The sequence below is a fragment of the Amycolatopsis sp. cmx-11-51 genome (assembly GCF_047608665.1).
GTDB lineage: Bacteria > Actinomycetota > Actinomycetes > Mycobacteriales > Pseudonocardiaceae > Amycolatopsis.
In genome coordinates this window covers 113,421-137,147 of sequence record NZ_JADNQO010000014.1, presented here as the reverse complement: position 1 = coordinate 137,147, position 23,727 = coordinate 113,421, and the positions used below count along the sequence as shown (strand labels likewise).

Sequence of the window (23,727 nt, the reverse complement as noted above, 5' to 3'; positions counted from 1 at the left end):
GGCGCTTTCCCCGCATCGCATGCGGGGAAAGCGTCCTTCACGGACTTACCTGGCTGGCCAGTAGACGGCGTGCCAGTTGCCGTCCGCGGCGACCGCGCCCCCCGCGATCGTCCCGTCGAGACCGATCAGCTGCGCCCGGCTGAAACCACCGCCCGGCAGCGTTCCGAGGTCGGTCCGCACCCCGTTCGCGTCCCAGAGCGAGGCGTTTCCCGCGCGGCCGACGATCCGGCCCCGCGGGTCGATGTCCTCGGCCTGACCGTCGGTGCCGGACAGCAGCGTCATCGTCCCGTCACTCGCCCAGCGCACCGGGGCGGGAAGGGAGCCGCTCGGGGAATCGACGTAACCCATTCCCACCGAGACCCCGGAACCGTTGAGCCCCAGTGCCTCCGTGGCGTACGGGTTCATCCAGCCGAGTTCGATCATGCGGCCGTCCGCGGTCCACTTCACCGCCGCGTGCCGGTCGTTGATCGTGGTCCTGCCGACGATCTCGCCGGAGGCGTTCAGCTCGCCGAACGAGCTGTACTCGTCCACGGGACCGAGCACGGTGACCTCGCCGGCGGCGTTCCAGCGCAAGATCCGGTTGCTGCCGTCGGCCTCGTGGAGTTGTCCGGCGATGAACCGCCCGTCACGGGTGATCGCGGTCGCGTAGTAGTTGCCCGCCACCGGCGGGGCGGCGAGCACCGTGACGTTCCCCGACGGGTCCCAGCGCAGCCCGCGCTGCCCGCCGTCGGCGTCCTGACCCGATCCGACGATGACGCCGAGCGTGCTGATCCCCGTCGCCTCCCAGGTCCGGCCGCCCGGCGGCGCGGGCAGTTCGGTGACCGCGCCGTCCGGGGACCAGCGCACGGCCCGCGTGCTCAGGTCCCGTCCGGTCGCGTTGCCGACGGCCACCCCGCTCCCGTTGATCGTTTTCGGCGAGCCGAAACCGCCGCCCAGTGACGGCAGCACGGAGATCCGGCCTGCCCGGTCCCATTTCACCGCGGTGCAGAAATGCGTGTGCGGCTCGGTACTGCAGGACTCCCCGACGAGCTGCCCCCGGTCGCCGACCGCGTTCACCTGGGTCATCTCGTCACCGGGCAGGAGACCGAGATCGATCGGGCCCGCCGCCGCGCTCGCGACCGCGGGAAGGGAGAGCGGAAGAGCCGCGGCCACCGCGAGCGTGGCCAGTAAACGTTTACTTCGTTGACTGAACATGTTTCCCCTGGGCGGCCCCCACCGTCCCGCGCTCTGCGGGACTTCCTGCCGCACGGGGAACACGTTTCAGCTCTGTGACAGGTTGCCCCGAAGTGTCAATCCGTTCGGGCGTGTTCGGTGGAGACCGCCGTTTCCGACCCGAGAATGCTGATCGACTGCTCCCGCATCTCGACCTTGCGCACCTTGCCGGTCACCGTCATCGGGAAGTCCTCGACGACGTGGACATAGCGCGGGATCTTGTAGCGCGCCAGCTTCCCCTCGCAGAACTCCCGCAGCGCCTCGATCGTCAGCGGTGACGCGCCCTCGTGCAGGCGGACCCACGCCATCAGTTCCTCGCCGTACTTCACGTCGGGGACGCCGATGACCTGCGCGTCGAGGATGTCCGGATGGGTGTGGAGGAACTCCTCGATCTCGCGCGGGTACAGGTTCTCCCCGCCGCGGATGACCATGTCCTTGATGCGGCCGGTGATGGTGACGTACCCGTCGGCGTCCATGATCGCGAGGTCGCCGGTGTGCATCCACCGCGCCGCGTCGATCGCCTCGGCCGTCTTGTCGGTCTGTTCCCAGTAGCCGAGCATCACCGAGTAGCCGCGCGTGCAGAGTTCGCCCGGCTCGCCGCGCGGCACGGTCAGCCCGGTCTCCGGATCGACGACCTTGACCTCCAGATGCGGCCCGACCCGCCCGACCGTCGAAACCCGCCGCTCCACCGAATCGTCCGCACGGGTCTGCGTGGACACCGGCGACGTCTCGGTCATGCCGTAGCAGATCGACACCTCCGCCATGCCCATCCGGTCGATGACCTGTTTCATCACCTCGACCGGACAGGGCGAGCCCGCCATGATCCCGGTGCGCAGCGAGGAGAGGTCGTAGGACTCGAAGTCCGGGTCGGCCAGCTCGGTGATGAACATCGTCGGAACCCCGTACAGGGACGTGCATTTCTCGGCCGCGACGGCTTCCAGCGTGGCCTTCGGCTCGAAGGCGGGCGCCGGGATGACCACGCACGCGCCGTGGCTGGTGGCGGCGAGATTGCCCATCACCATGCCGAAGCAGTGGTAGAAGGGCACGGGGACGCAGATCTTGTCGGCTTCGGTGTAGTCGCAGAGTTCGCCGACGAAGTAGCCGTTGTTCAGGATGTTGTGGTGGCTCAGCGTGGCGCCCTTGGGGAAACCCGTCGTGCCGGAGGTGTACTGGATGTTGATCGGATCGTCCGCGGACAGCTCACTCTGCCGTTCGGTCAGCGGCGCGCGGTCGGCTTTTCCCCCGATCTCCAGCAGCGACTGCCACGCCGGGCTGTCGAGCAGCACCACGTGTGCCAGCGCCGGGCATTTCGGCCCCGCCTCGGTGATCATGCCGGCGTAGTCCGAGGTCTTGAACGAGTTCGCGGCCACGATGAGCTTGATCCCGGCCTGCTTCAGCACGTACTCGAGTTCGTGCGAGCGGTACGCCGGGTTGATATTGACCAGGATCGCGCCGATCTTCGCGGTGGCGTACTGGACGCAGGTCCACTCCCACCGGTTCGGTGACCAGATGCCGACGCGGTCGCCCTTGGCGATCCCGAGGTCCAGCAGGCCCAGTGCGAGCGCGTTCACCTCGGCGGCGAGTTCGTTGTAGGTCCAGCGTTTCCCGGCCGCCCGGTCGACGAGCGCGTCCCGGTCGCCGAAGGCGGCCACGGTGCGGTCGAAGTTGTCACCGATGGTGTCCCCCAGCAGCGGGGCGTCCGAGATTCCCGACGCGTAACTGCGCTGATGGGTTCTTTGCGGGAAAGCGTGCCTCGAAACCGGCAAGGCGGGGGCGTCAGGCATGGAGACTCCTGCGTTCGGCGGCATCGACACGTCGAGTCTAGAAAACCTCGGTGACCTGGGCCACCTGCGAGTGGAGACCCGCGACACCTCGGGGGAAACCCGGAGGCCGGGCTCCCGGATGCCCGATATCGTCGAAGACATGCGCCTCTACATCGTCGACGCCTTCACCTCCGAGGCCTTCGCCGGCAACTCAGCCGGAGTCGTGCTGCTGGACTCGCCGGGCGACGCGGGCTGGATGCAGTCCGTCGCGGCCGAGTTGAAGCACGCCGAGACGGCCTTCGTCGAGGTGGGAGGCGAAGGACCGAAGTCGCTTCGCTGGTTCACGCCGGAGACCGAGGTCGACCTGTGCGGGCACGCGACACTGGCGACCACGCACGTCCTGGGCGGCGAGCAGACCTTCACGACGAGAAGCGGCGAGTTGCGCTGCCGCGCCGAAGACGGCTGGGTGTCGATGGACTTCCCGTCGGATCCGCCCCGGGAATCGGACGACGACCTGTCCTCGATCCTGCCGGGTGTCTCCTTCGAGTACGTCGGACGCAGTCACCAGAACGTGTTCGCGGTGGTGGACGACGCTTCGGTGGTCCGATCGCTCGGGCCGGACCTGGCCGCGCTGCGCGCGCACTGGACCGGACGGCTGATGGTCACCGCCACGGGCGACGTCGACGGGATCGACTTCGTCACCCGGTTCTTCGCGCCGGGCGTCGGCGTCGACGAGGACCCCGTGACCGGCTCCGCGCACTGCGTCCTGGCGCCGTACTGGGCCGCACGCCTCGGCCGGGACAAGCTGGTCGGCGAGCAGGCCTCGGCGCGCGGTGGCATCGTGCGGATGAATCTCGAAGGCGACCGTGTCCTGCTTTCGGGGCAAGCGGTCACCGTGGCCAGTGGGGAGTTGCACGTCTGATGCGCCTGATCCTGAACGTCATCTGGCTCGTGCTGTGCGGCCTGTGGATGGCACTCGGCTACGTCGTCGCCGGCGTCATCTGCTGCGTCCTGATCGTCACCATCCCGTTCGGCCTGGCGTCGTTCCGGATCGCGGCCTACGCGCTGTGGCCGTTCGGCCGCACGGTGGTCGACCAGCACGACGCCGGAGCGGCGTCCACGATCGGCAACGTCATCTGGTTCGTCTTCGCCGGGCTGTGGCTCGCGATCGGGCACGTGCTGACCGGGGTCGCGCTGTGCATCACGATCATCGGGATCCCGCTGGGCGTGGCGAACTTCAAGATGATCCCGGTCTCGCTGATGCCGCTGGGCAAGGAGATCGTGGAGCTGCCGTAAGGCGCCCCCGTGAGCTTTCCGCCTGGGTGAAGGGGACTGTCCCCGCATGGCACGAGGGGAAAGCGTCCTTCACGCGGCGAGGTTGCGCGATCCGCTCCCCGCGCCAGGTCGGCGAGGTAGCGACAGCCCCCGCCATGCTCAGTCCTCGGGCTCCCAAGGCAGCGAAATGATCAGGCAAGGACCTCCGACGAACAACCCGCCATCGATCCCCAGCGCCTTCCCGCCCGCGTAGAGATAGGGCCCCTCGATCTGCGCCGGGTGGATGCCGAGCTGGTCGGCGATGACGCTGTGCCCGTGCACGATCCGCTCGCCACCGAGCCGGTCCATCAGCTGCTGCGCGACGTCGGCGCCATCCGGGCCGCGGAAGGCGTAGCGCGTGGTCATCCGCCGCCACACGTCCCACCAGGCCTGGATGTCGCTGCCTTCGAGGATCTCGCGGCCGCGCGCGTTGATCGCGTCGATGTCGGCACCCCAGTCGAGGTACTCGAGCGTGTCCGAGTGCATCAGCAGGTGGTCGGCGGCCAGCGTCAGCATCGGGCGCGAAGACAGCCATTCGATGTGCTGCGGCGTGAGCCGGTCCTGGTCGGCGAGCAGGCCGCCGTTGATCTCCCAGCTGCGCGCGAAGCTGCGCGGCCCGAAGTCGGACGGCACCTCCGTGTCGCCGAAGTGGTACATCCCGAGCAGCAGGATCTCGTGGTTGCCCAGCAGCGTCCCGCAGTGCCCGCCCGCCTTGGCGGCCTGCCGTTCCAGCCGCATCACCAGGTCGATGACGCCGACGCCGTCGGGCCCCCGGTCGACGAAGTCGCCGAGGAACCAGAGGGTGGCTTCACCACCGGCCCAGTCGTCGTCGGCGTCGAGCAGCCCCTTCTCCCGGAGCGCCCCTGCCAGCTCGTCCCGGTGTCCGTGCACGTCACCGACCACGTAGGTCGGTGACGGAGGCTGATCGTCGTGCATCTCTGTGACGATAATCCCTCCGCCCGCCGTTGCCTCGTTCAGCCTTCGCCGAACGGGTCGCCGGTCCGCCCGACCAGATCGGCGATCGAGTCGATGATCATGGTCGGCCGGTAGGGGTAGTGCTCGGCGCTTTGCCTGCTGGAGATGCCGGTCAGCACCAGGATCGTCTGCAGTCCGGCCTCGATTCCCGAGTGGACGTCGGTGTCCATCCGGTCGCCGATCATCAGCGTCGACTCCGAATGCGCGCCGAGCCGCCGCAGCGCCGAGCGCATCATCAGCGGGTTGGGCTTGCCGACGTAGTACGGCGAGCGGCCGGTCGCCTTTTCGATCAGCGCGGCGACCGAGCCGGTGGCGGGCATGGAGCCCTCCACGCTGGGGCCGGTGGCGTCGGGGTTGGTGGCGATGAACTTCGCGCCGCCCTCGATGAGCCGGATCGCGCGGGTTATCGCGCTGAAGCTGTACGTGCGCGTTTCGCCGAGGACGACGTAGTCCGGGTCGCGTTCGGTCAGCACATAGCCGACCTCGTGCAGCGCCGTGGTGAGCCCGGCCTCGCCGATCACGAAGGCCGAGCCGTTCGGCCGCTGCGACGCGAGGAATTTGGCGGTCGCCAGCGCGGAGGTCCAGATGGCCTCCTCGGGGATGTCGAGACCGGTCCGCTCGAGCCTCGCGCGCAGGTCACGCGGGGTATAGATCGAGTTGTTGGTCAGCACCAGGAAGCCGATGTCGTTGGCGCGCAGTTCCTTGAGGAACTCGTCCGCGCCGGGCACGAGGTGCTCCTCCTTGACCAGCACGCCATCCATGTCGCTGAGGTACGTCCAACGGCGCTCGTTCATGCCTTCAATCTAGACAGTCAGGCGAAGCCTGTCCGTTGAGGGCGGTGGCGGGGCGGGGTCCGGGCCTGGTGATCCGCGACGGCGTGAACAGCCACGGACGCCGCCTTGACCGAAAGGGTGACCGGTGTCCCTGGTTCGAGCGCCAGTTCGGCGACCGCGGCGGGGGTCAGATCGGCGGCGAGACCGGCCGCCCAGTCGTCACCGCGGGTCCGGACGCGGATCACCGGTCCGTGTGGTTCGAGCGCGTCGACGACTCCCTCGACGGTGTTGCGCGGGCTGCCCAGGTGTTCGCCGTCCCGCGGGTACACGGCGACGGCGCTGGGCGCGAAGACGGCCACAGCCGCTTCGCCCTCGACGACGTCCTCCGCCGGGATCCCCGCCAACTGCCCGCCTGACGTGCGCAAACCGCTCTCGACGGCGACGCCGGGCACCAGGTTCAGCCCGGCGATCCGCGCGGTGAACGCCGTGCGCGGCGCCGCGAGGACCTTCCGGGTCTCCCCGCGTTCGACGATCCGGCCGCCGTCGAGGACGGCGACGTGATCGGCCAGCGCCAGCGCGTCGAGGGGGTCGTGGGTGACCAGCACGGTCGGCGGCCCGGAACGCAGCACCCGCCGAAGCAGGCCGCGGATGGCGGGTGCCGCGTCGACGTCGAGAGCGGCGAAGGGCTCGTCAAGCAGCAGAAGGCCCGGCTCGGCCGCCAGCGCCCGCGCGATCGCGACTCGCTGCGCCTGGCCGCCGGAGAGCTGCGCGGGCCGCCGTCCGGCCAGTTCGAGCGCGTCCACTTCGGTCAGCCACTCCCGCGCACGTCTCTTCGCCTCGGCGCGTCCGGCGCCGGTCGATCGCGGCGCGAAGGCGACGTTGTCCAAAGCGGACAGATGCGGGAAGAGCAGGGCGTCCTGGGCGAGCAGGCCGATGCCACGCGCGTGCGGCGGCAGGCCCGCCAGGCCGCGGCCGTCCAAGGTGATCCGCGCCCGGTCCGGGCGGAGCAGCCCGGCGAGGCAACCGAGCACACTGGACTTTCCTGACCCGTTCGGGCCGAGAAGCGCGAGCACGCCACCGTCGGGTACGTCGAACTCGACGGCCAGTGCGAACTCGCCGCGCCGCAGGGCGATCTCGGCCGAGAGGGTCACGACCGGACTCCTTCGAGCGCGCGCGGCCGGGCGAGCGCGATCACCGCGACGGCGACCAGGATGAGCAGCAACGCGAGCGCCACAGCGCTGTCGACGTCGACCTCGGCCTGGGTGTAGACCTCCAGCGGCAGGGTCCGGGTCACGCCTTCCAGGCTGCCCGCGAAGGTGATCGTGGCGCCGAATTCACCCAAGGCTCGCGCGAAGCTCAGCACGATCCCCGAACCGAGCGCGGGCATCAGCAACGGCAGCGTGACCCGGCGGAACACCGTCCACGGCTTCGCGCCGAGCGTCGAGGCGACCCGTTCGTAGCGGTCACCGGCGCCGCGCAGGGCGCCTTCGAGGCTGACCACGAGGAACGGCATCGCGACGAACGTCTGCGCGATGACCACCGCCGCCGTGGTGAACGGCACCTGCTCACCGGTCAAAGCGGTCACCAGGATGCCGAGGAAACCCTTGCGGCCCAGCAGGTACAGCAGCGCGAGGCCGCCGACCACCGGGGGCAGGACCAGCGGCAGCAGTACCACCGCGCGCAGCACGCGGACGCCGCGCGCCCTCGACCGGGCGAGCACGACGGCGAGCGGGACACCGAGCAGCACGCAGGCCACAGTGGACAGTCCGGCCGTGACCAGTGACAGCTTGAGCGCGTTCAGCGACGACGGCGAAGCGATGAGACTCGGGAACCGGCTCAGGTCCGAGCGCACCAGCAAGCCGACCACCGGCAGCACCACCAGCGCCAGCGCGCAGACGGCCGGCGGCCACAGCACCCACGGCACCCCGGCCCCCGCGATTCGTCCTCTAGTTGCGGTCCTTGCGCGTGCATCTACCGCAACTAGAGGACTACTTGCGGGGTCAGGGCGCGCCAAAACCGACCTTCGCCAGCTCTTGCTTGCCTTCCGCACTGAGGACGAAGTCCCTGAACAACCCGGCGAGGTGAGCCTGGGGAGCGTCCTTGACCACCGCGATCGGGTAGTCGTTGATCGCGCTCGCCGACTCGGGGAAGTCCACCTTGTCCACTTTCCCGGCAGCCGACGTCGCGTCGGTGACGTAGACGAGACCGGCGTCGGCGTCGCCTGACCGCACCTTCGCGAGCACCGACTTGACGTCCTGCTCCTCGCTCGCCGGCTTGAGCGTGACCCCGGACGACTGCTGGACCTTCTTCGCCGCCGACCCGCACGGCACCTGCGGCGCGCAGACGACCACGGTCAGGCCGTCCTTGGCCAGATCCGCCAGGCCCTTGATGCCCTGGGGGTTGCCCTTGCCGACGGCGATGGCGAGCCGGTTGGTGGCGAACACCGATGGCTGCCCGTCGATCACCTCGCCCTTGGTGGCTTCGTCCATATTGGCGTGATCGGCGGAAGCGAACACGTCGGCCTTCGCGCCCTGGGTCAGCTTCTGGACCAGCGCCGAGGAACCCTCGAAGCTGAACTTCACGGTCACCCCGGAGTTCTGCGCCTCGAACCGCTTCCCCAGGGTCCCGAAGGACTCGGTCAGCGACGCCGCGGCGAACACCGTCAGAGTCCTCGCTTCGATCTGTGCGGTGACGGGCTGCTCCGAACCGCAGGCCGTCGCGGCCAGTGTCAGCGCGAGCAGGGCGGGCACATGCAGGGCAGAGGCGAGTCTCCTCATCGGCTTCCTTCCGGAGTCTCGATCACGACGGTGGTCGCCTTGACGACGGCGACCGCGAGCACTCCCGGCCGCAGCCCGAGTTCGCGGACGGCTTCGGAACTCATCAGGGAGACCACGCGGTGCGGGCCGCATTGCAGTTCGACCTGTGCCATCACCTTGTCCGTGATGACCTCGGTGACCAGGCCGACGAACCGGTTGCGCGCGGAGCGGCCGACGCTCGAAGGATCCTCGGGCTGTTCGGCCTGCGCCTTGGCGAACGCGGCGAGTTCGGCGCCGTCGACGACCTTGCGGCCCGCCGAGTCGTCGAACGCGGTCAACTGGCAGGCGCGCACCCAGCGGCGGACGGTGTCATCGCTGACTCCGAGCAGGCGAGCGGCTTCCGACAACCGAAATTGCGGCATGACAGGAGGATACTTGGCGCAGATGCGGAAAAGCTACGGATGCGAGGAAGTGCCGGGCAGTTCGTCGCGGAGGCCATCGAGCAACGCGCTCTGGAAACACTCCAGCACTTTCCGCTCCTCGGAAGAGAACTCCTCAAAGAGCGCCTTCATGGTCGAATACGCGGATTCGAAGAGCGGCTCGAGCCTGTCCATGACGCCGGTCACAGCCCCTGTCGACAAGCCGGTCGGTTCGGCGATCCTCGCGTGCCGGAGGACGGTCACGTGCTGCCTTCCCGCCGAGATGGGCGAAGCGGGCCAATTTCTCCGCCGAGAGCGGGTATTTCGCCATCCGGAAAACCCTTCGGGAAGAAAACCAGGCCATACGGCGATTCGGTACGAAAGGCATTCCAGACAGTCGGTTTTCTCCGCTTCAGGGTTAGTCTGGTGGTAATGACAGCAGTCGATCTCGGGTTTCCCCGTGTCCCCGGCACACGTGGCCGCCCCACCGTGCCCAGGCCCGACAACCCCGCGCTGATCGACACCTTCGGCAGGGTGGCGACGGACCTGAGGGTTTCGCTCACCGACAAGTGCAATCTGCGCTGTACCTATTGCATGCCCGCCGAGGGGCTCGAATGGATGCCGAGCGCGGACGTGCTGACCGACGACGAACTCGTGCTCCTGCTGCGGATCGCCGTCGAACGGCTCGGCGTCACCGACATCCGGCTCACCGGCGGCGAACCGCTCCTGCGCCCTGGCCTGGAGCACGTCGTCGAACGGATCGCGGCACTCGAACCGCGGCCGAGGCTTTCCATGACCACCAACGGGATCGGGCTCGCGAAGCGCGCGAAGGCGCTCGCCTCCGCCGGGCTGGACCGCGTCAACGTCTCACTGGACACCGTCGACCGCGCGCTGTTCGAGGCGATCACGCGTCGCGACAGGCTGCCCCACGTGCTCGCCGGTATGGCCGCGGCGCGGGAGGCCGGGCTGGACCCGGTGAAGGTCAACGCGGTGCTGATGCGCGGGCTGAACGAGGACCAGGCCGTGCCGCTGCTGCGGTTCTGCCTCGCCGAGGGCTACCACCTGCGCTTCATCGAGCAGATGCCGCTGGACGCGCAGCACGGCTGGAACCGGCGCGACATGATCACCGCCGAGGAGATCCTCGGCATGCTCGGCGAGGCGTTCTCACTGTCCCCGTTCCCCACCGCGCGCGGCGGGGCGCCCGCCGAACGCTGGCTGGTCGACGGCGGACCGGGCGACGTCGGCGTGATCGGCTCGGTGACGAGGCCGTTCTGCGGCGCCTGTGAGCGCACGAGGCTGACCGCCGATGGCGCGGTGCGGTCCTGCCTGTTCAGTAATGACGAGACGGACCTACGCGCGCTCGTGCGCGCGGGCGCGCGCGAAGAAGAGGTAGCGGATATGTGGCGGGCGACCATGTGGGGCAAGCTCGCCGGGCACGAGATCAACGAGGCCGGTTTCGCGCAGCCGATCCGGCCGATGAGCGCGATCGGCGGCTGACATGGTGACCATCGTGGTGCGGTACTTCGCCTCGGCGCGCGCGGCCGTGGGCTTCGACGAAGAGAAGGTGACGCTGCCGGACGGCGCCCGCGTCGCCGACGCCGTCGCTCACCTGCGGGAGCTCCACCCGGAGAAGCTGGCGAAGCTGCTCGACGCGGTCTCGTACCTGCTGGACGGCATCGCGGTGCGCGATCTCACCAAGCCGCTGACCGATGCCTCCGAACTGGACGTCCTGCCCCCATTCGCGGGCGGCTGACCAGCGCGAACGCGGGAAAGCGATAGCAAAGGTCCCTTGCTCCCCCGCGAGCCGTTCCGGGGTCCTTGATCCACGGTCCGCCTGGAATTCACCGGCCGGACGCCGAAGCCGCCAAGGATGCCCAAGTGATCACTCCCCGCCGCGTCCTCGCCGCGCTGCTCGCCGCGGTCGCCGCCACGAGCCTGGCGACCGCACCGGCGTCCGCCCACGAACGCGGCGTCCGGCCGCTGCCGCAGGCGCACAGCCACAACGACTACGAGCACACGCGTCCACTGCACGACGCGCTCGATCGGGGCTTCACCAGCGTCGAGGCCGACATCTATCTGGTGGACGGGCAACTGCTGGTCGCGCACGACCTCGCGGACACCCGCCCGGACCGCACCCTGGAGTCGCTCTACCTGGAGCCGCTGCGCAAGCGCGTCCTGGCCAACCACGGGAGCGTTTACCGTCGGCGCACCCCCTTCGAGGCACGCTTTCCCGCCGAGAAGGCATCAACGGAGTTCCAGCTGCTGATCGACGTCAAGGGCGACGCGAACAGCACCTACGCGGCGCTGGAGAAGCGGCTGCACGACCCGCGGTACTCCTTCCTCTTCTCTCTGTACGCGTTCGGGCACGTGCGGAAGAGGGCGGTCACCGCGGTGATCTCCGGCGGGCGGCCCAAGGACGTGATGCTCGGGCAGCGGTTCCGGCTCGCCTTCTACGACGGCCGGATCAGGGACGAGAACGACCTCGGTATCGGTTCGGACCCCAGCGTGACCCCGCTGGTCTCGAATTCCTGGACCGGGCTGTTCACCTGGACCGGCGACGGCGCTTTCCCCGCCGCAGAGCGGGCGAAACTACACGAAATGGTCAAAAGGGCCCACGCGGCGGGCCAGCGCGTACGCTTCTGGGCCACCCCGGATACCGCTGGACCAGGGCGTGACGCGTTATGGAAAGAGCTGGTCACCGCCGGGGTCGACCACCTGAATACAGACGACCTGAGTGGGCTGGCGAACTTCTTGAGGTCTCGCTAAAGTGCGCGGCCCCTTACCGCGCGAAGGCGCACGGATGGACCAGTCACGCCTTAATCCACGTGATGCAAGCCTCACGATCCGTGAATTATCTCGGCCAGGAAACGGTCCGATAACGGCCCGCTGACCTGCAAAAACAGCCGAATCGTTATGGGTTGCGTGCTGTTACTGTGATGTAGGTCACAGCTCGAATAATTTCCGATCAGGCCGTTCGTTACGTACCGTCGCTTTTCGGTTGGCCCCGACCGACCACGCAACACCGGGAACCCGTAGCGCCGAGCCCTGTCCAACGGATTCCCGGACCCAACCCCGAGCGAAAGCATTTCCGGACAGGGGCGAGGGGACCGAGCCGACGCGTCGTGCGTCTGCGAAGTCAGCCGGCCTGAAACGGCCGGACGGACCCACCCGGGTCTTTCCCTCAGCACAGGCTCGTAGGCGCAGGGAGCGAGATCTATTCACATGTCGTACCGAGGCAAGCACCGCAAGATGTCCGCCGCCACCCGCCACATCGCCCGTGTCGCCATTGCCGGCGTCGCGGTCGGCGCCCCCCTCGCCATCGCCGCGACCCCCGCGTCGGCGACCAACTGGGACGCCATCGCCCAGTGCGAGAGCAGCGGCAACTGGGGCACCAACACCGGTAACGGCTACTACGGTGGTCTGCAGTTCTCGCAGAGCACCTGGCGCGCCTACGGTGGCACCGGCAGCGCCGCCAACGCGTCGCGTGAGCAGCAGATCGCCGTCGCCGAGCGGGTCCTCCAGGGCCAGGGCATCGGCGCGTGGCCGCACTGTGGCAAGAAGGGCGGCTCCGCCAGCCCCGCCAAGGCCAAGTCGACCGCCCCGAAGGCCACCAAGAAGGTGACCCCGAAGAAGTCGACCGCTCCGGTCACCAAGCAGCAGGCCCCGGCTCCGGCCCCGGCCGCCGCCAACGTCGCGGGCTCGCACCCGCAGGGCGACTACACCGTCGTCGCCGGCGACACGCTGTCCAAGATCGCTTCCAAGTTCGACGTTCAGGGCGGCTACCAGAAGCTGCAGCAGCTGAACAAGGAATACGTGCCGAACGCCGACTTCATCGTCGTCGGCCAGAAGCTCGCCACCAAGTGAGCTCTTGAGCACCATCAAGTCGTGATGCCCGCGGGCTTCCCCGCGTGGCCAGGTCGCGACTGACAGAGCCCCACCGCGCCTATTCCCCCGGCGGTGGGGCTTTGTCGTATCCAGGGACGCTCGCTCAGGGCTGCCGTGAGTCAGGCGGCACTACGGCGAGTTGACCCACTCGTCGCTGCCGTCGGTGAAGTGCTGGTGCTTCCACACCGGCAGCCGCGCCTTGACCTCGTCGACCAGCTCCGAGCAGGCCGCGAAGGCCTGGCCCCGGTGCTCGGCCGCCACGGCGCACGCCAGCGCGACGTCCCCGATGGCCAGCGCGCCCAGCCGGTGACTCACAGCGACAGCCCGTACGCCGGTCCACTTCGCCGACAGATCCGCGACGACCTCCGCGAGCACCTCCGAAGCGCTGGGGTGTCCCTCGTAGGCGAGCCGGTCCACCGAGCGCCCGCCGTCGTGGTCCCGCACGACCCCGCCGAAGCTGACGACGGCGCCCGCGGCCGCGTCGTCCACCAGCCGGGCGTGTTCCTCGACCGAAAGCGGCTCGTCGACCACCGCGATCCGTGCGACCCGAACGTTCACTGCTGTGCCTCCCGTGGGTGGTCGCCGCCCGCCAGCTGGTCGACGGCGTGGTCGAGGATCCCGTCGAGGACGCCCAGGCCGTCCTTCACGCCGCCACGCGACCCTGGCAGGTTCACCACCAGGGTCCGCCCGGCGACACCGGCGACCCCGCGCGAGAGGACCGCCGTGGGCACAGCGGGCAAGCCAGCGGCCCGGATGGCGTCGGCGACGCCGGGGAGTTCGTAGTCGAGGATCGCGCGGGTGACGTCCGGGGTGCGGTCGGTCGGCGAGATACCGGTGCCGCCGGTCGTCACGATCACCTGGACCCCGGCCGCGACGGCGTCGCGCAGGGCCTCACCGACCGGATCGCCGTCCTCGACGACCACGGGGTCCGGCACGTCCCAGCCACGCCCGGCGAGCCAGGCCGTGATGACCGGACCGGTCTTGTCCTCGTAGACGCCCTTCGCGGCGCGGTTCGACGCCACGATCACCCTCGCCAGCCGGCTCACGGCCGCTCCCAGGTCCCGGCCTTGCCGCCGTCCTTGCGGATCAGTCGGACGTCGTCGAGGGTCGCGGCGGGGTCGACGGCCTTGATCATGTCGTGCAGGGTCAGCCCGGCGACGGCGACGGCGGTCAGCGCCTCCATCTCGACGCCGGTCCGGTCGTTCGTCCTCGCGGTCGCGGTGATGTGCACGGCGGTCTCGTCGAGGACGAACTCGACCTTCACCCCGGACAGCGCGATCTGGTGGCACAGCGGGATCAGCTCGGGCACCTTCTTCGCGCCCATGATGCCCGCGATCCGGGCGGTCGCGAGGGCGTCGCCCTTGGGGAGCCCGTCCGTCGCCAGCAGGCCGAGCACCTCGGCCGTGGTGTGCACGGTGCCGCCGGCCAGCGCGGTGCGCGCGGTGGGCGTCTTGCCGGAGACGTCGACCATACGGGCGGCGCCCGTATGGTCGACGTGGCTGAGTTCACTCACGCCAGCAGGCTAGCCCTCAGAACACGCGCTGCTTCGAGCGAACCTCTTCGAGCGCCTTCTCCCGATCCTGCCGCTGGCGCGGCGTCATCGAATCGAACAGCCCGCCCTTGTCCGCGGCGCAGGCCGTGTCGTGCGCGGGACGCTTGCCTTCCACGAAGAACCGGTTGACGGCGTTGTTGCCGCAAGCGTTCTCCGAGCTCAGCCAGACCCCGTGCCCGCCGTCGTCGACCGACACCATCCGCGCCCGGTCACCCAGCGCGCGCCGCATCTCCTTGGCGCCACTGAGCGGAGTGGCCGGGTCACGCAGGTTCTGCACCAGCAGGATGTTCGACGGGCCGCGGTCGCCGATCCGCACCGGCGGCTCGATCGGCTCGGACGGCCAGAACGCGCACGCCCAGATGTTCGCCCCGGCCGCGCCGAACATCGGGTACCTGACCCGGTCCTTCTCGACATTGCGCTGGTAGGTCCCGACGTTCTCGGGCCAGTTCGCATCGTTGCAGACCACGTGCAGCTGGCCGGACAGCACATTGCCGATGTCGATCTGCGCGGCCTGAGCGGACTGCTTCAGCACGCCTTCGCTGTCGAGCGCCTGCCACTGCTGTGCCAGCGTGGGGAAGGCGGTGGTCGAGTACAGCGCACCGAACGTGCCCATCCGGAACGCCGCACCGTCCACGCCGGGAACCGTGCCGCTGTCGAGCTTGGCGGCGAGTTCGTAGAACTTCGCCGTCACCTGCCGCGGAGTACGGCCGAGCCCGTAACTGGCGTCACGCGCCGCCGCCCACTTCGCGAAGTCTGGGAAGCGGTCCTGGAACCCCTCCGCGAGCCGACGCGAGGTTGCCGGGTCGAGCCCGCCCGGACCGGTCACGCTGTCGAGCACGACACGATCGGTCTGCTGCGGGAACAGCGTCGAATACACGGCGCCGAGGTAGCTGCCGTACGAGACGCCGTAGTAGGAAAGCTTCTTCTCGCCGAGAGCTTCCCGGATGCGGTCCATGTCGCGTGCGGTGTTGGCCGTGGTGATGTACGGCAGGTTCGCCGCGGTCTTCGACTCACCGCACTGCTTCGCGACACCGGCCACGTACGTCGCCCGCTCCGCCACCGCCGCCGCGTCACGCGCGTACAGCGGGACGTTGCTGACCAGCTGCTCGGGCTTGAGATCGCAGGTGACCGGTGTGCTGCGGCCGATCCCCCGCGGGTCGAATCCGATGATGTCGTACGCGTCGAGCACGCTCGACGGCACGCCCGAGGCGCGCAGGCTGTCCGGCATGGTCAGCCCAGGGCCACCGGGCCCGCCCGGGTTCGTCAGCATGATCCCGCGCCGCTTCGCCGGCTTGGTGCTGGCGAGCTTCGACACGGCGATGTCGATGGCAGGCCCGCCTGGGTTCCGGTAGTCGAGCGGGACCTTCAAGGTGGTGCACTGCAGCGTGGGCACGTCCGGACATGGTTCCCAGCGCGGCGAGCCCGTCGCGGCGGACGCCGTGGCAGGCACGAGTACCGCCACGGTCGCCGCCGCGGCCGTGAGTGTCCCGATTCTGCTCAGGACAGAGCGATTCATCCCCAACCCCCGTCAAGATCGAATTCCTGGTCGGAATCGAGCCTAGGAGCGGGCCGGGTACGGAGTCGTCACCCTGAAGTCGGCCACGGGGTCGGCCTCAGTGATGACGTCGGCCCCGAACGGAGCAAGGGACCTTTGCTGTCACTTCTGGACGGCTTTGGCCGCCCGCTTGACGGCCTCGGCGACGGCGGGCGCGACGGCGCTGTCGAAGACGCTGGGCACGATGAACGACGCGTTGAGCTTGCCGTTGTCCACGACGTCCGCGATGGCGTCGGCCGCCGCGAGCAGCATGGAGTCGTCGATCTGGTGCGCGTGCGCGTCGAGCAGGCCGCGGAACACGCCGGGGAAGGCGAGCACGTTGTTGATCTGGTTCGGGAAGTCGCTGCGGCCGGTGGCGACGACGGCGGCGTGCTGCTGCGCCTCCAGCGGGTCGATCTCCGGGTCCGGGTTGGCCAGCGCGAACACGACGGCGTCCGACTTCATGGTCGCGACCTGCTCGGCGCCGAACAGGTTCGGCGCCGAGACCCCGATGAACACGTCGGCGCCGACGAGCGCCTCGTGCAGCGTGCCCGCCTGCTGCTCCTTGTTCGTGTGCTCGGCGATCCAGGTGAGATTGTCGTCGAGGTTGCCGCGCGCGGAGTGCACGATGCCGTCGATGTCGGCGGCCACGATGTCGCCGGGGCCCTTGCCCAGCAGCAGCCGGATGATCGCCGATCCGGCCGCGCCGACACCGCTGACCACGATCTTGCAGTCTTCGATGTTCTTCCCGACCACGCGCAGGGCGTTGCGCAGCGCGGCGACCACGACGATCGCGGTGCCGTGCTGGTCGTCGTGGAACACCGGGATGTCGAGCTGCTCGCGCAGGCGCGCCTCGATCTCGAAGCAGCGCGGCGCGGCGATGTCCTCGAGGTTGATGCCCGCGTAAACCGGGGCGATCGCCTTGACGATCTTGATGATCTCTTCGGTGTCTTGGGTGTCCAGGCACACCGGCCACGCGTCGACGTCGGCGAACTTCTTGAACAGCGCCGCCTTGCCCTCCATCACCGGGAGCGCGGCGGCCGGGCCGATGTTGCCGAGCCCCAGCACGGCCGAGCCGTCGGTGACGACGGCGACGGTGTTCCGCTTGATGGTCAGGCGGCGCGCGTCCTCGGGGTTCGCGGCGATCGCCTGGCAGACACGCGCGACACCCGGCGTGTACGCGCGGGAGAGGTCGTCACGGTTACGGAGCGCGACCTTGGGGGTGACCTCGATCTTGCCGCCGAGGTGGATCAGGAAGGTCCGGTCGGAGACCTTGCGGACCCGCACGCCCGGGAGCGAGTCCAGGGTCTGCGTGATGTCCTGCGCGTGGTTCTCCGACAGGGCGTTGGCGCTGATGTCGACGACGATCGACTCGGGGTGCGACTCGACGACGTCGAACGCGGTCAGCACACCGCCGACCCGCCCGACGGCCGTGGTCAGGTCACCCGCCGCGCTGGACGACGCGGGGGCCTCCACCCGGACGGTGATCGAATATCCGGGACCGGGAACCGGCATGGCACTACCCCCGCTGAGAACGCTCTGATAGGTCGAGCGAAAACCTACTCCCGTGACGACCGCCACGAAGCCCCGCCGGGGTGACCGACCAGTAACTTCTTACCGGTTGATCTCGGTCTCGGGGTGCACGTAAGGCACCGCGTCGAGCGGGAAGGTCACGTCACCGAACGGGGACAGCGCACCCTGCCGATCGGATGCGAGCTCGGTGACGGGGTGCTCCCCGTCTTCACCGGGCCACGTGGGATCGATGCCCGCGCGCTTCTTGTTCTCGCCCTTCGCCACAACGTCCTCCCGAGCATGGTCAAGCGATCTCTGGAGGACAGTCTGCCCGAACGCGACTGCCGGGCTGCCACCCGCCCGGTATCCTGATCGTCTATGCCCGCGCCCTCCCTGGCGGACTGGCTGCGCCAGGAGTCCGACGAAGCACTCGCCGCGCTGCTGCGCACCCGTCGCGACCTGTCCACGCCGCCCCCGTCCGACACGATCGTGCTCGCCACCCGGGCAGGCACGCCGGGCTCCGTCGCGCGCGCCTGCGAAGACCTCGACACCTTCACCCTCGCCGTGCTCGACGCCTTGCTGCTGGCCGGTGCGGACACCGATCCGGCCGCCGCGGCCGAGGTCGCGCGACTCACGGGGGCCGAGATCGGCGAAGCGCTGGCGCTGCTGCGCACGCGGGCGCTGGTCTGGGGTGAGGACGACGCGCTACGCGTCCCGCCGTCGGCCCGCGACGCGCTCGGCCCCTTCCCCGCGGGGCTGGGGACGTCGTCGCCCACGCTCGCCGGAACGGACATCGAGGCCGCGCTCGCCGAGATCGGCGAAGACGAGCGCGCCCTGCTGACGACGCTGGCCGCCGGGCCGCCGATCGGCCGCACTCGCGACGCGTCGGCCGACATCCCGCTGGAGCGGGCGCAGAACCCGGTCCAACGACTCCTCGCGCGCGGCCTGCTGCTGCGCCGGGACGACCAGACTGTCGAGTTGCCCCGCGAACTCGGGATCGCGCTGCGCGGAGGGTCGGTGTTCGATCCGGTGTCCCTGCGCCGGCCGCAACTCCCCGTGCATCCGCATCAGCGGTCCACAGTGGACTCGACGGCGGCGGGCGAGGCGATGGAGTTCTTGCGCCAGACCGAGAACATGCTTCGCGCGTGGTCGGAGACGCCACCGCCGGTGCTGAAGTCCGGCGGGCTCGGGGTCCGCGAGCTGAAGAAGCTCGCCAAGGATCTCGACACCGACGAGTCGCGGGTGACCCTCCTGGCGGAGATCGCGGTCGGCGCCGGGCTGGTGGCCGACAGCGAAGCGACCACGCCGGAATGGGTGCCGACGACGCTGACCGATTCCTGGCTCGCGTCGCCGACCGCGCAGCGCTGGATGACGGTCGCGCAGGCCTGGCTCGAACTGCCAAGGCTGCCCGGCCTCGCCGGCGGGCGGGACGCGAAGGACAAACCGATCGCACCGCTGTCGGAAGACCTGCGGAGGCCGCTGGCGCCGACGTCGCGGCGGCGGATCCTCCTCGCCCTGGCCGCGCTGCCCGAGGGCGCCGGGGTCAAGAGCACCGACGAACTGGTCGCCGCGCTGGCCTGGCGCGCACCGCGGCGGGGCGGGCGGCTGCGGGACGAAACCGTCCGCTGGACGATGGCCGAGGGAGCCGCGCTCGGCCTGACCGGGCTCGGCGGACTCACCACGGCGACGCGGGCACTGCTGGCCGAGGACCGGCCAGGCGCGGTCGAGGCGATGCTCGACGCGCTGCCGCGGCCGGTGGACCACGTCCTGGTCCAGGCCGACCTGACCGTGGTCGCGCCGGGACCGCTGGAAGCCGAACTCGCGGGCGAGATGACCGCCGTCGCCGACATCGAATCGGCGGGGCACGCCACCGTGTACCGGATCACCGAGACATCCGTGCGGCGCGCGCTCGACACCGGACGGACCGCGGGTGAACTGCACGCGTTGTTCGCGGCCCGGTCGGCGACGCCGGTGCCGCAGGGACTCACCTACCTGATCGACGACGTCGCCCGGCGGCACGGGCGGCTGCGCGGCGGGGCCGCCGAGTCGTTCCTGCGCTGCGACGACGCGTCGCTGCTCGCGGAGGTCATGGGCAGCCCTGTCGCCACGGAGTACGGCCTGCGCATGATCGCGCCGACAGTGCTCATCAGTTCGTACCCGCTCGCCGAGGTCCTTGACGCTCTTCGCACCGCAGGGTTCGCTCCGGCCGCCGAAGGACCCGACGGACGCGTCATGGACATCAGGCCGTCTGGACGTCGTCTGCCCGCGAAGACGCGTGCCGCGCGCCGGGCAGCCGGGGAACAGGCCGGACTGACCGACGATCAGGTCGGCAAGATCGTCGCGCACGTCCGGGCCGGTGACGCCGCGTCCGCGCGTCGGCGCGGCGAGACGGTGCGCGCACCGCAGGGCGGCGGCGCCGGGGACACGTCCGCGACGCTGGCGTTGCTGTCCCAGGCGACCATGGAGCGCCGCGAGGTGTGGATCGGCTTCGTCGACTCACGCGGAATGGCGAGCCAGCGCGTGGTGCGGCCGACGCGGGTCGGCGGCGGGGTCCTCGAAGGGACCGACAACGAGCGCTTCCCGCTGCACCGGATCACCTCGGCCGCCCTCGTCGAAGACTGACCCCCGCGTTTAGTCCTCTAGTTGCGGTAGTTGCACGTGCAAGGACCGCAACCAGAGGACGAAACGCGGGAGGGGTCAGAGGTCGCGAAGGCCTTGAAGGACGCGCTCCATGAAAGCGCGCGAAGAAGAGTCGCCGAGGATCAGCTCCGTCTGGTGGATCAGGACCAGGCCCGCGTCGGCCATGTCGCCGACGAGCACCTTCACGACACCCAGCGGCAGTCGCAGATGCGCGGCGATCTCCGCGATCGACCGGGTGTCCAGGCAGAGGTCGCAGATCTGCCGGTGCTCCATGGTCCGCACGCCGCGATACCGGCGGCCTTGGTCGCTGGTCGACACCAGCGCCTCCAGCGCCAGGTCGTGCGCGGTGCGGGTGCGCCCGCCGGTGCGCGTGTAGGGCCGGACCCGTGAGCCCGAGGACGGCAGGTAGACCGAAGCGGGGGCGCTGCCCGAAGGACCCGAGCCGGCGGCACCGTTTCCCGCGGACGCGGGACGCGGCGTCGGCTGGCGAAGCGGCGACGGCATGGGCGAAGGGACCGGTTCCGGCGGCGCGGCCGGGCGCCGCGGCATGACCGTGCTGATCGAGCTCAGCTCGAACCGGCTCGGGGAGTCGAAGCCTTCGCGCTCGGTGCCTTGGTAGAGGGAGTCCCAGCCGGAGGGTTCCGGTTCGGTGAATCCGGTGATCTTCATCGGCGACTACCCACGGACGCCGCCCTGCAGCTGCGCCCGCAGCTCGGGGGTGATCTGCTGCCCGACCCGCTCGACGAGCAGGGTCATCTCGTAAGCCACGGTGCCGATGTCGCAGGTCGGCGCGGCCAGTACGGCGAGCGACGAACCGTCGGCGACCGACATGAGGAAGAGGTAGCCGCGTTCCATCTCGACGACGGTCTGGTTGACCCCGCCCGCGTCGAAGCAGCGCGCCGCGCCGGCGGTGAGGCTGATCAGTCCGGAAGCGACCGCGGACAACTGTTCGGCGCGTTCCTGCGGCAGGCCTTCTGACGGCGCGAGGAGAAGTCCGTCCGCCGAGACCAGCACGGCGTGCGCGGCACCGGGAACCCGGCGCGCGAAATCCGTGATGAGCCAGCCGAACGAACTCTGCTGTCCGGATGCCGTCACAAGTCCCTCCTCGCTGCGTCAAGACCACCTGGGCGGCGTGGTCCGGACGTCTCTCCCCGACCAGCACCGACCTGGGCACCGGCGAGCCGAAAGACGCCTCCACCCAGCGTATTCGTCACGCCGATCGTGTCGAGCCCGCCACCCGGCCGAGGGTGTTAACCGAACGTAAACGTCCAGCCGCTCACCGCGTCGACACATCGCGAACCACGCATTCGTGGGACACCCCGTGGTGGCCGGGTGCGACCGGGCGTGAATCGACGTCCTCGCAGGTCACCACCATTTCGATCACCCGATTGGGTGCGGCCCGCACCGGAACGCGTGAAGGGATCGCCCCGCGTCCACAACGGCTGGTGGTACCACTCCCCGAAGCGGGTGAAGCCTGCCGAGTTCACTCCAACGGCCGCATCCGCTCCGGGCTTTCGTCCTGTCTATCCCGCGCGCAACGCCGAATCGTGTGCGATGGCGTGCTGCACGACCGAGATCAACACCTGCTTGGCGGACTCACGTTCCCGAGCGTCACAGGCCATGATCGGCACGGACGGTGAGATCGTCAGCGCGTGCCGGACGTCCTCGATCTGGTGGTGCAGCAGCCGGTCGAAGCAGTTGATCGCCACGACGTACGGCAGCTTCCGGTTCTCGAAGAAGTCGATCGACGGGAACGCGTCGGCGAGCCGCCGCGTGTCGACCAGCACGACGGCACCGATGGCGCCGACCGCGAGGTCGTCCCACATGAACCAGAACCGGTGCTGGCCCGGCGTACCGAACACGTACAGCACCAGATCCGAGTCCAGCGAAATCCGGCCGAAGTCCATGGCAACGGTCGTCGTCGACTTGTTCGGGGTGGCCGAATTGTCGTCGACGCCGGTACTGGCCTCGGTCATCATGGCCTCGGTGGTCAGCGGATCGATTTCCGAAACCGCCCCGACCAGCGTGGTCTTCCCCGAACCGAATCCGCCAGCGACCACGATCTTGGCCGACGACGTCGGCCCGGCCACCTGCGGCGCATTCGCGTCGGAGTCAAATTCTCCGAAGCCCACTGAGCACCCTCTCCATGAACTCGATACTGGGCCGGTCACCCACGTTCTGGCTGGCGGTGTGCACCAGGACCAGGCCGAGGCCGGCCACGTCTCCGATCAGCACCCGGACCACGCCGAGCGGCAGGCGCAACAGCGCCGCGACTTCGGCGACGGACCGGGTGTCCAGGCAAAGGTCGCAGATCGACCGGTGTTCGGGGACGCGCACCCGGTCGAGCACACGTCCCTGTTCACTGGTCGAGATCAACGCCTCGATGGCAAGGTCGTACGTCGGCTTGGTCCGTCCCCGCGTGCGGAAGTACGGCCGGACCAGGCCGGAGGATTCGACGTCGGCGGTGTACTGCTCGTCGACGAACTCGTTCTGCGCCTGTTGCGGCAGTGCCGCGGCGAGCGGGTCGGCGGCCGCCGACCGGCGCTCCTCCTCCTTGTCGAAGGAGAACTTGGCGAACTCGCCCGAGTCGTACAGCGGGCCGCTGCCACCACCGAACAGTTCCGCTCCGGGGCCGCCGAGCAGGCGTTCCCGGTAATCCGTGACGCTGAAATCGGCGGGTCCCTGTCCCGCGTTCGAATCGGTCAGCCAGCGGGAGGCCTCGTCCGGTGACACGGGGTCGTTGTCCGCCCCCTGTGCCCGGCGCGATCGCCATTCGCGGTCGACCCGGTCCCGGAAGGACGTCCAGTCCTCCCGGCCGTCGTCACGTTCCGACCACCCGCCGGAGAAGTCGTCACCGAGCCGGCCATCGCCCCTCAAGCGCCCGTCGTCCACGGCATTCTCCTCGGTTCCCGGTCGCTCAGCGGCGGACCGACGCGCCCTGCAGTTGCGCGCGCATCTCCGGTGTCAGCTGTTGCCCTACGCGTTCCACCAGCAGGGTCATCTCGTAGACGACCAGGCCGATGTCACTCTCCGGCGACCCGAGGACCGCCAGACAGGAACCGTCGGACACCGACATCAGGAAGAGGAAGCCGTTGGCCATCTCGACCACCGTCTGCGCGACCGTGCCGCCTTCGAACACCTTGGCCGCACCGCGCGCGAGGCTGGTGAGCCCCGACGAGACCGCGGCGAGCTGGTCGGCCCTGTCCTTGGGAAGCCCCTTGGAGGAGGCCAGCAGCAAACCGTCCGCCGACACCACCACGGCATGCGCCGCGCCCGGGACCCGGTGCACGAAATCCGTGATCAGCCAGGCAAAGCTGCTCGTGTGCCCTTTACCCTGCGCCTGGCCGCCAGGCTGCGCCGGACCACCCGGCTGCATCGCACCCGCCCGTGTC

General features: G+C 69.6%; 25 protein-coding genes and 1 pseudogene. 7 read left to right on the top strand and 19 right to left on the bottom strand.

Features of this window, described 5'->3' with window-relative positions:
• Nucleotides 1-45: 45 nt before the first annotated feature.
• Nucleotides 46-1,194, bottom strand: a complete 1,149-nt coding sequence (locus ACM6LU_RS32525; RefSeq protein ID WP_414941640.1) for a hypothetical protein — start codon at nt 1,192-1,194, stop codon at nt 46-48.
• 95 nt (nt 1,195-1,289) lie between these two features.
• Complete coding sequence (locus tag ACM6LU_RS32520; RefSeq protein WP_414941639.1) at nt 1,290-2,996, bottom strand: AMP-binding protein; 1,707 nt, start codon at nt 2,994-2,996, stop codon at nt 1,290-1,292.
• A 139-nt stretch (nt 2,997-3,135) separates the two neighbouring features.
• Between ACM6LU_RS32520 and ACM6LU_RS32515 the strand changes: the two genes are divergently transcribed.
• Both ACM6LU_RS32515 and ACM6LU_RS32510 read left to right on the top strand, forming a co-directional pair.
• Nucleotides 3,136-3,897: a PhzF family phenazine biosynthesis protein gene (locus ACM6LU_RS32515; protein WP_414941681.1), complete on the top strand. Its 762-nt coding sequence runs from the start codon at nt 3,136-3,138 to the stop codon at nt 3,895-3,897.
• Nucleotides 3,897-4,271: a YccF domain-containing protein gene (locus ACM6LU_RS32510; RefSeq protein ID WP_414941638.1), complete on the top strand. Its 375-nt coding sequence runs from the start codon at nt 3,897-3,899 to the stop codon at nt 4,269-4,271. The genes ACM6LU_RS32515 and ACM6LU_RS32510 overlap by 1 nt, the downstream gene beginning before the upstream one ends.
• A gap of 138 nt (nt 4,272-4,409) precedes the next feature.
• Here the strand turns inward: ACM6LU_RS32510 and ACM6LU_RS32505 are convergent, their stop codons facing one another.
• The 7 genes from ACM6LU_RS32505 to ACM6LU_RS32475 form a co-directional block, all read right to left on the bottom strand.
• Nucleotides 4,410-5,225, bottom strand: a complete 816-nt coding sequence (locus tag ACM6LU_RS32505) for a metallophosphoesterase family protein (RefSeq protein ID WP_414941637.1) — start codon at nt 5,223-5,225, stop codon at nt 4,410-4,412.
• Between the two features lie 38 nt (nt 5,226-5,263).
• On the bottom strand, nt 5,264-6,058 hold the full coding sequence (locus ACM6LU_RS32500) for an HAD-IIA family hydrolase (protein ID WP_414941636.1): 795 nt from the start codon (nt 6,056-6,058) through the stop codon (nt 5,264-5,266).
• Nucleotides 6,059-6,075: 17 nt separating this feature from the next.
• Entirely contained in the window at nt 6,076-7,188 is a 1,113-nt protein-coding gene (locus tag ACM6LU_RS32495; protein ID WP_414941635.1) for a sulfate/molybdate ABC transporter ATP-binding protein, read from the bottom strand.
• A complete protein-coding gene (locus ACM6LU_RS32490) occupies nt 7,185-7,952 on the bottom strand; it encodes an ABC transporter permease (RefSeq protein ID WP_414941634.1) in 768 nt (255 codons plus the stop codon). The genes ACM6LU_RS32495 and ACM6LU_RS32490 overlap by 4 nt, the downstream gene beginning before the upstream one ends.
• An 85-nt stretch (nt 7,953-8,037) precedes the next feature.
• Nucleotides 8,038-8,814, bottom strand: coding sequence for a molybdate ABC transporter substrate-binding protein (gene modA, locus ACM6LU_RS32485; RefSeq protein WP_414941633.1), 777 nt, complete (start codon nt 8,812-8,814; stop codon nt 8,038-8,040).
• Nucleotides 8,811-9,215: a TOBE domain-containing protein gene (locus tag ACM6LU_RS32480; RefSeq protein WP_414941632.1), complete on the bottom strand. Its 405-nt coding sequence runs from the start codon at nt 9,213-9,215 to the stop codon at nt 8,811-8,813. The genes modA and ACM6LU_RS32480 overlap by 4 nt, the downstream gene beginning before the upstream one ends.
• 33 nt (nt 9,216-9,248) lie before the next feature.
• Entirely contained in the window at nt 9,249-9,476 is a 228-nt protein-coding gene (locus ACM6LU_RS32475; RefSeq protein WP_414941631.1) for a hypothetical protein, read from the bottom strand.
• Between the two features lie 168 nt (nt 9,477-9,644).
• On the opposite strand from ACM6LU_RS32475, the gene moaA reads away from it, so the two are divergent.
• The 4 genes from moaA to ACM6LU_RS32455 all read left to right on the top strand — a co-directional run bounded on the left by moaA (nt 9,645) and on the right by ACM6LU_RS32455 (nt 13,076).
• Nucleotides 9,645-10,709, top strand: a complete 1,065-nt coding sequence (gene moaA / locus ACM6LU_RS32470) for a GTP 3',8-cyclase MoaA (protein WP_414941630.1) — start codon at nt 9,645-9,647, stop codon at nt 10,707-10,709.
• Nucleotide 10,710: 1 nt separating this feature from the next.
• Nucleotides 10,711-10,965, top strand: coding sequence for a MoaD/ThiS family protein (locus tag ACM6LU_RS32465; protein ID WP_414941629.1), 255 nt, complete (start codon nt 10,711-10,713; stop codon nt 10,963-10,965).
• Between the two features lie 125 nt (nt 10,966-11,090).
• A complete protein-coding gene (locus tag ACM6LU_RS32460) occupies nt 11,091-11,978 on the top strand; it encodes a phosphatidylinositol-specific phospholipase C/glycerophosphodiester phosphodiesterase family protein (protein ID WP_414941628.1) in 888 nt (295 codons plus the stop codon).
• A gap of 456 nt (nt 11,979-12,434) precedes the next feature.
• Nucleotides 12,435-13,076 (top strand): transglycosylase family protein, encoded by a 642-nt coding sequence (locus ACM6LU_RS32455; RefSeq protein ID WP_414941627.1) that lies wholly within the window; start codon nt 12,435-12,437, stop codon nt 13,074-13,076.
• A gap of 150 nt (nt 13,077-13,226) precedes the next feature.
• Here ACM6LU_RS32455 and ACM6LU_RS32450 read toward each other — a convergent pair.
• From ACM6LU_RS32450 to ACM6LU_RS32430, 5 genes and pseudogenes are all read right to left on the bottom strand, one after another.
• A pseudogene (locus ACM6LU_RS32450) lies at nt 13,227-14,143 on the bottom strand (molybdenum cofactor biosynthesis protein MoaE).
• Nucleotides 14,140-14,610: a cyclic pyranopterin monophosphate synthase MoaC gene (moaC, locus tag ACM6LU_RS32445; RefSeq protein ID WP_414941626.1), complete on the bottom strand. Its 471-nt coding sequence runs from the start codon at nt 14,608-14,610 to the stop codon at nt 14,140-14,142. The pseudogene ACM6LU_RS32450 and the gene moaC overlap by 4 nt, the downstream one beginning before the upstream one ends.
• Before the next feature lie 16 nt (nt 14,611-14,626).
• The gene (locus ACM6LU_RS32440; protein ID WP_414941625.1) at nt 14,627-16,165 is read right to left on the bottom strand and encodes an alpha/beta hydrolase; all 1,539 of its coding nucleotides are present in this window, start codon (nt 16,163-16,165) and stop codon (nt 14,627-14,629) included.
• A 141-nt stretch (nt 16,166-16,306) separates the two neighbouring features.
• Complete coding sequence (locus tag ACM6LU_RS32435; RefSeq protein WP_414941624.1) at nt 16,307-17,698, bottom strand: NAD-dependent malic enzyme; 1,392 nt, start codon at nt 17,696-17,698, stop codon at nt 16,307-16,309.
• A 99-nt stretch (nt 17,699-17,797) separates the two neighbouring features.
• The gene (locus ACM6LU_RS32430) at nt 17,798-17,980 is read right to left on the bottom strand and encodes a hypothetical protein (protein ID WP_191256864.1); all 183 of its coding nucleotides are present in this window, start codon (nt 17,978-17,980) and stop codon (nt 17,798-17,800) included.
• A gap of 93 nt (nt 17,981-18,073) precedes the next feature.
• Between ACM6LU_RS32430 and ACM6LU_RS32425 the strand changes: the two genes are divergently transcribed.
• Nucleotides 18,074-20,317 carry a helicase-associated domain-containing protein gene (locus ACM6LU_RS32425; protein ID WP_414941623.1) on the top strand — a complete coding sequence of 748 codons (2,244 nt, stop codon included), beginning with the start codon at nt 18,074-18,076 and terminating at the stop codon, nt 20,315-20,317.
• Between the two features lie 75 nt (nt 20,318-20,392).
• Here ACM6LU_RS32425 and ACM6LU_RS32420 read toward each other — a convergent pair whose 3' ends face one another.
• The 5 genes from ACM6LU_RS32420 to ACM6LU_RS32400 form a co-directional block, all read right to left on the bottom strand.
• The gene (locus ACM6LU_RS32420; protein WP_414941622.1) at nt 20,393-21,004 is read right to left on the bottom strand and encodes a DUF742 domain-containing protein; all 612 of its coding nucleotides are present in this window, start codon (nt 21,002-21,004) and stop codon (nt 20,393-20,395) included.
• A gap of 6 nt (nt 21,005-21,010) precedes the next feature.
• On the bottom strand, nt 21,011-21,430 hold the full coding sequence (locus tag ACM6LU_RS32415; RefSeq protein WP_038507851.1) for a roadblock/LC7 domain-containing protein: 420 nt from the start codon (nt 21,428-21,430) through the stop codon (nt 21,011-21,013).
• Nucleotides 21,431-21,858: 428 nt separating this feature from the next.
• Nucleotides 21,859-22,467: a GTP-binding protein gene (locus ACM6LU_RS32410; protein WP_026467043.1), complete on the bottom strand. Its 609-nt coding sequence runs from the start codon at nt 22,465-22,467 to the stop codon at nt 21,859-21,861.
• Nucleotides 22,448-23,227, bottom strand: coding sequence for a DUF742 domain-containing protein (locus tag ACM6LU_RS32405; protein WP_414941621.1), 780 nt, complete (start codon nt 23,225-23,227; stop codon nt 22,448-22,450). Before ACM6LU_RS32405 ends, ACM6LU_RS32410 begins: the two co-directional genes overlap by 20 nt.
• Before the next feature lie 25 nt (nt 23,228-23,252).
• On the bottom strand, nt 23,253-23,711 hold the full coding sequence (locus ACM6LU_RS32400; RefSeq protein ID WP_414941680.1) for a roadblock/LC7 domain-containing protein: 459 nt from the start codon (nt 23,709-23,711) through the stop codon (nt 23,253-23,255).
• Nucleotides 23,712-23,727 lie beyond the last annotated feature (16 nt).

Bases quoted from the DNA above. Each gene is read 5' to 3' on its own strand.
- ACM6LU_RS32525 (WP_414941640.1), bottom strand. From the start codon at position 1,194: ATGTTCAGTCAACGAAGTAAACGTTTACTGGCCACGCTCGCGGTGGCC.
- ACM6LU_RS32520 (WP_414941639.1), bottom strand. From the start codon at position 2,996: ATGCCTGACGCCCCCGCCTTGCCGGTTTCGAGGCACGCTTTCCCGCAA.
- ACM6LU_RS32515 (WP_414941681.1), top strand. From the start codon at position 3,136: ATGCGCCTCTACATCGTCGACGCCTTCACCTCCGAGGCCTTCGCCGGC.
- ACM6LU_RS32510 (WP_414941638.1), top strand. From the start codon at position 3,897: ATGCGCCTGATCCTGAACGTCATCTGGCTCGTGCTGTGCGGCCTGTGG.
- ACM6LU_RS32505 (WP_414941637.1), bottom strand. From the start codon at position 5,225: ATGCACGACGATCAGCCTCCGTCACCGACCTACGTGGTCGGTGACGTG.
- ACM6LU_RS32500 (WP_414941636.1), bottom strand. From the start codon at position 6,058: ATGAACGAGCGCCGTTGGACGTACCTCAGCGACATGGATGGCGTGCTG.
- modA (WP_414941633.1), bottom strand. From the start codon at position 8,814: ATGAGGAGACTCGCCTCTGCCCTGCATGTGCCCGCCCTGCTCGCGCTG.
- ACM6LU_RS32480 (WP_414941632.1), bottom strand. From the start codon at position 9,215: ATGCCGCAATTTCGGTTGTCGGAAGCCGCTCGCCTGCTCGGAGTCAGC.
- moaA (WP_414941630.1), top strand. From the start codon at position 9,645: ATGACAGCAGTCGATCTCGGGTTTCCCCGTGTCCCCGGCACACGTGGC.
- ACM6LU_RS32465 (WP_414941629.1), top strand. From the start codon at position 10,711: ATGGTGACCATCGTGGTGCGGTACTTCGCCTCGGCGCGCGCGGCCGTG.
- ACM6LU_RS32455 (WP_414941627.1), top strand. From the start codon at position 12,435: ATGTCGTACCGAGGCAAGCACCGCAAGATGTCCGCCGCCACCCGCCAC.
- ACM6LU_RS32440 (WP_414941625.1), bottom strand. From the start codon at position 16,165: ATGAATCGCTCTGTCCTGAGCAGAATCGGGACACTCACGGCCGCGGCG.
- ACM6LU_RS32435 (WP_414941624.1), bottom strand. From the start codon at position 17,698: ATGCCGGTTCCCGGTCCCGGATATTCGATCACCGTCCGGGTGGAGGCC.
- ACM6LU_RS32425 (WP_414941623.1), top strand. From the start codon at position 18,074: ATGCCCGCGCCCTCCCTGGCGGACTGGCTGCGCCAGGAGTCCGACGAA.
- ACM6LU_RS32420 (WP_414941622.1), bottom strand. From the start codon at position 21,004: ATGAAGATCACCGGATTCACCGAACCGGAACCCTCCGGCTGGGACTCC.
- ACM6LU_RS32400 (WP_414941680.1), bottom strand. From the start codon at position 23,711: ATGCAGCCGGGTGGTCCGGCGCAGCCTGGCGGCCAGGCGCAGGGTAAA.